Below are 5004 nucleotides of genomic sequence, written 5' to 3' on the forward strand. Positions count from 1 at the left end.
GCGGTAACCAGATACGGCATCTGCAGAATGGTGGCGGCGCTGACGAAGATCTCGCCGCTGCCAAAAGTGGTTACCACCGTCGTTTCGCCATCGCAGCATTCGGCCATGAGTGCAACGCGGCCGCTCAGGATCAGATGGACATATTCCGAATCATCGCCCTGCTGGGTCAGGATGGCGTTCTTGGGGTATTCGCGAACGGGGCAGTCACGCACCAGACGTTCGACGATCGCTGGGTCGAGACGCTGATAAATCTCGGTTTTTTCGAGAAGTTCCTGATCGACTGTGCGCATTGTCCACCTCCATCGGCAGGGCAGAATAGAAGTTGCGGCGGCGCCAGCATTGACCGATATCAAGCACAATCCGCAGCCCAAGCACAGCATATTTTGACAAAAATCAAGATATCGCGCTGCAAAAAAACGGGCGCGCTGATGCGCTTGATCTAACGCAATCAATTCTACGCGCAGCTTTCGCATCGTGGCGTCGCATCCCGCGGCTGCAATTCGGGGTGCAGGAGAAGAACCACGATGGCCTCTCAAGCTACCCCTGCCGCCAATCTGGGCGGCCAATCCACCGCCCTGATCATGAGCACGGTGGCATTCACCGTCTGCTTCGCCGTTTGGACGATCTTCTCGATCATCGGCATCCAAATCAAAAAAGACCTTGGACTCAATGAAACCCAGTTCGGTCTGCTGATCGGCACGCCGATCCTGACGGGTTCGCTCAGCCGTCTGCTGCTCGGCATCTGGACCGACCAATACGGCGGCCGACTGGTCTACACCGTCGTGATGGTGGCGGCCGCCACCGCCACCTGGCTGCTCACCACGGCTTATTCCTACGAAACCTTTCTGCTTGCGGCCCTTGGTGTGGGCATCGCCGGCGGCTCGTTTGCCGTTGGTGTCGCTTATGTGTCGAAATGGTATCCCAAGCAGAAGCAAGGTACCGCGCTCGGCATATTCGGCATGGGCAATGTCGGCGCTGCCGTCACCAAATTCGTGGCCCCCTTCGTGATGGTAGCCTTCGGCTGGGAAATGGTGGCCAAGGTCTGGGCTGTGGCACTGTTGGTGATGGCAGTGCTGTTCCTGCTGGTGACCAAGGATGATCCCGCCCTGGCTGAGCGCAAGCGCACGGGCGCCAAGCCCGAGCCGTTGCTGGCCCAGCTTGCGCCGCTGAAGAACCTGCAGGTCTGGCGCTTTTCGCTCTATTACTTCTTCGTCTTCGGCGCCTTTGTCGCGCTCGCCCTGTGGTTGCCGCGCTACTACATGGGCGTCTACGGCCTCGACGTCAAAGCGGCAGGCATGTTGGGTGCTGCCTACTCGATCCCGGCCAGTCTGTTCCGCGCCTATGGTGGCGTGTTGTCCGACAAATACGGTGCCCGCCGGGTGATGTACTGGACCTTCATCGTCTCGGTGATCTGTACCTTCCTGCTGTCCTACCCGGCCACCGATTATACGGTGCATGGCATCAAGGGCCCGATCACCTTCACAATCGCCATCGGCTTCATCCCGTTCACCCTGATCGCCTTCGTGCTCGGCTTTTTCATGTCGCTGGGCAAGGCCGCCGTCTACAAGCACATCCCAGTCTATTACCCCAACCATGTGGGTGCAGTGGGTGGCGTGGTCGGCCTGATTGGTGGTTTGGGCGGCTTCATCCTGCCCATCGCCTTCGGCGCGCTGAACGACATCGTCGGCGTATGGACCAGCTGCTTCATGCTGCTGTTCGTCCTGGTCGCCACGGCGCTCACCTGGATGCATTTCGCGATCATCCGCATGGAACGTCGCAAGCATCCGGCCCTGCGTGGTCCGCAGGATCTGCCCGAACTCGCGGAAGGCGGTGCGCCGGCTTCCGTATCGGGCAAGCCGCAGACTGCGTCTGCCAGCGTTCGGCCCAAGGAGGCCTGAGCCATGACCATCTCAAACGAAAACACCCAAGCCCGCAGCCGCCACTGGCTGAGTCGCTGGGAGCCTGAGAACCCGCAATTCTGGGAAACCACCGGCAAGGCGATCGCCTGGCGTACCCTGATCATCACCACGGCCAACCTGACCATGGCCTTCATCGTCTGGTTCATGGTGAGTGCCTTGGTGGTGCGCCTGCCTGGTGCGGGCTTCAAGCTGGCGCCGAGCGAGTTGTTCTGGTTGACTGCCATGCCCGGCTTGGCCGGTGGCTCACTGCGTATCATCCACACGTTCCTGGTGCCGCTTTATGGCACGCGCAACGTAGTGGCGATCTCCACGCTCAGCCTGCTGATCCCGGCGGTCGGCTGGTTTTACGCGGTGCAGGATGCGACCACGCCATACTGGGTGCTGCTGACGCTGTCGTTCCTGGCCGGCTTGGGCGGCGCCAATTTCTCCTCCTTCATGCCGAGCACCAGCCTGTTTTTCCCCAAGCGCCTGCAGGGGACGGCGCTGGCCATCCAGGCCGGCATCGGCAATTTCGGCGTCAGCATCGTACAGTTCGTGACGCCCTGGATTATCGGCGTGGCGATATTCGGCAGCCTGTCTGGCGATCCGCTGGATTTCAGCCGTGGCGGCGTACACAGCAAAATCTGGCTGCAGAATGCCGCGCTGGTTTATGTGCCGTTGATTGCGCTGTTCGGCATCCTGGCCTGGTTCATGCTGCGCAGCGTGCCGGTGCGGGCCAATTTTCGTGACCAGCTCGACATCTTCAAGCTGAAGCATGGTTTCTTCATGACTATGCTTTACGTCATGACCTTTGGCTCGTTCTCAGGCTTCTCGGCGACCTTCCCGCTGCTGATCCGTCAGACTTATACGGGCTTTCCGAATGGCCCTGACCCGCTGGCCTATGCCTTCATCGGCCCGCTGATCGGTTCGATCATGCGTGTCATCGCCGGCCCGCTGTCGGATCGTTTCGGCGGTGCCATCGTCACGCAATGGTCTGGCATTGGCCTGATCGTCTGCGCCATTGGCGTGTCTTTCTACACATCGCCGACCTCGCTGGCCGAATTCCCCTATTTCCTCGCTTTCATGCTTGGCTTGTTCTTCTTTTCAGGGATAGGCAACGCCTCGACCTTCAAGCAGATGCCGATGCTGTTCGAGCCGCGGCAGGCTGCCGGCGTGATCGGGTGGACCAGCGCGATCGCGGCCTATGGGCCGTTCGCCGCCGGCTTGATGCTCGGCTATTCGATCAGCCTGTTCGGTTCGCCGAATGCCTTCTTCTACTGGGCCGCTTTCTATTACGCGGTCAATGTTGTCATCAACTGGTGGTATTACGCCCGCAAGGGCGCCGAGCGTCCGTGCTGACGCGAGCCAATGGAGCCCCAACCATGAGCCGCTTTCTCGACCGTCTCACCTATTTCCGCAAACAGGTAGGCGAGTTTTCCAACGGGCACGGACTGGTCACCACGGAAGACCGCGCCTGGGAAGATGCCTACCGCAACCGCTGGGCCCATGACCGCATCGTGCGGTCCACCCATGGTGCCAACTGCACGGGTTCATGCTCGTGGAAGATCTATGTGAAGGGCGGCATCGTCACCTGGGAAACCCAGCAGACCGATTATCCGCGCACGCGACCAGACCTGCCAAACCATGAGCCGCGCGGCTGCTCGCGCGGCGCCAGCTATTCCTGGTACCTCTACAGCGCCAACCGCGTGAAATATCCGATGATCCGCGGCCGGCTGATGCGGCTGTGGCGCTCGGCGAAGCAGACCCACCGTGATCCGGTGGCGGCCTGGCAGTCCATCGTCGAAGACAAGGTCAAGGCGAAAGAATACAAGTCGGCCCGCGGCATGGGCGGTTTCGTCCGTGCCACCTGGGACGAAGTGAACGAGATCATCGCCGCCTCGAATGCCTATACGATCAAGGCCTTTGGACCGGATCGTATCATCGGCTTCTCGCCGATCCCGGCCATGTCGATGGTGTCCTATGCGGCCGGCAGCCGATATCTGTCGCTGATCGGCGGCGTCTGCATGAGCTTCTACGACTGGTATTGCGACCTGCCGCCCAGCTCGCCGCAGACCTGGGGCGAGCAGACCGACGTGCCGGAATCGGCCGACTGGTACAATTCCACCTTCCTGATGCTGTGGGGCTCGAACGTGCCGCAGACGCGCACACCGGACGCCCATTTCATGACCGAGGTGCGCTACAAGGGCGCCAAGGTCGCGGTGGTGACGCCGGATTATTCGGAAGCGTCGAAATTCGCCGACCTCTGGCTGCATCCCAAGCAGGGCACCGATGCGGCGCTGGCCATGGCGATGGGCCATGTGATCCTGAGCGAATACCACGCCAAGGGCCGCAGCGAGTATTTCCAGGATTACTGCCGGCGTTACACCGACATGCCGAACTTGGTGATGCTGGTTGAACGCGATGGCCGGCTGGTGCCAGACCGTTTTCTGCGCGCTTCCGACTTTGCCGACAATCTGGGCCAGACCAACAATCCGGACTGGAAGACCGTCGCCATCGACGAAGCCAGTGGCAAGGTGGTGACGCCGCTGGGCTCGATCGGTTTCCGCTGGGGCGAGCAGGGCAAGTGGAATCTGGAAGAGAAGGAGGCCGGCGGCACCGAGGCCAAGCTGCGGCTGGGCCTGAAGGGCGTTGAAGACGAAATGAAGGCGGTTGCTTTCCCCTATTTTGGCGGCATCGTCCACGAGCATTTCAATCACAGCGTCCACCCCGATGTGATCGAGCGGAAAATCCCGGTCAAGCGGATTGAGACCAAGAACGGCCCGGTTCTGGCGGCCGCAGTCTACGACCTGTTCCTGGCCAATTACGGCGTCGATCGCGGCATCAATGATCCGAACACCGCGAAAAGCTTCGACGAGGATCTGCCCTATACACCGGCCTGGCAAGAGCGCATTACCGGCGTGCCGCGCGAACAGGTGGTTGCCGTGGCGCGTGCTTTCGCCGACAACGCCGACAAGACCAAGGGCAAATCCATGGTCATTCTCGGTGCGGCGGTGAATCACTGGTACCACGCCGACATGAACTATCGCGGCATCATCAACCTGCTGGCGATGTGTGGTTGCATCGGCCAGTCGGGTGGTGGCTGGTC

4 protein-coding genes are annotated in these 5004 nt (G+C 60.9%); 3 read left to right on the forward strand and 1 reads right to left on the reverse strand.

All coding sequences use genetic code 11. The annotated features are described in order from the left end of the window. The coding region (locus Q1J79_RS04910; protein WP_300297328.1) for a Crp/Fnr family transcriptional regulator at nucleotides 1-473 on the reverse strand (473 nt) is incomplete at its 3' end. Between the two features lie 51 nt (nucleotides 474-524). On the opposite strand from Q1J79_RS04910, the gene Q1J79_RS04915 reads away from it, so the two are divergent. The 3 genes from Q1J79_RS04915 to Q1J79_RS04925 all read left to right on the forward strand — a co-directional run. Next, a complete protein-coding gene (locus Q1J79_RS04915; protein WP_300297332.1) occupies nucleotides 525-1898 on the forward strand; it encodes a nitrate/nitrite transporter in 1374 nt (457 codons plus the stop codon). 3 nt (nucleotides 1899-1901) lie between these two features. Further along, nucleotides 1902-3257, forward strand: a complete 1356-nt coding sequence (locus Q1J79_RS04920; RefSeq protein ID WP_300297334.1) for a nitrate/nitrite transporter — start codon at nucleotides 1902-1904, stop codon at nucleotides 3255-3257. 23 nt (nucleotides 3258-3280) lie between these two features. Continuing rightward, on the forward strand, nucleotides 3281-5004 hold a 1724-nt coding region (locus Q1J79_RS04925), incomplete at its 3' end, for a molybdopterin-dependent oxidoreductase (RefSeq protein ID WP_300297337.1).

The sequence above is a fragment of the Ferrovibrio sp. genome (assembly GCF_029255545.1).
Classification (GTDB): Bacteria; Pseudomonadota; Alphaproteobacteria; order Ferrovibrionales; family Ferrovibrionaceae; genus Ferrovibrio.

Excerpts from the sequence above, each read along its gene's own strand:
- Q1J79_RS04915 (WP_300297332.1), top strand. The coding sequence starts at position 525 with ATGGCCTCTCAAGCTACCCCTGCCGCCAATCTGGGCGGCCAATCCACC.
- Q1J79_RS04920 (WP_300297334.1), top strand. The coding sequence starts at position 1,902 with ATGACCATCTCAAACGAAAACACCCAAGCCCGCAGCCGCCACTGGCTG.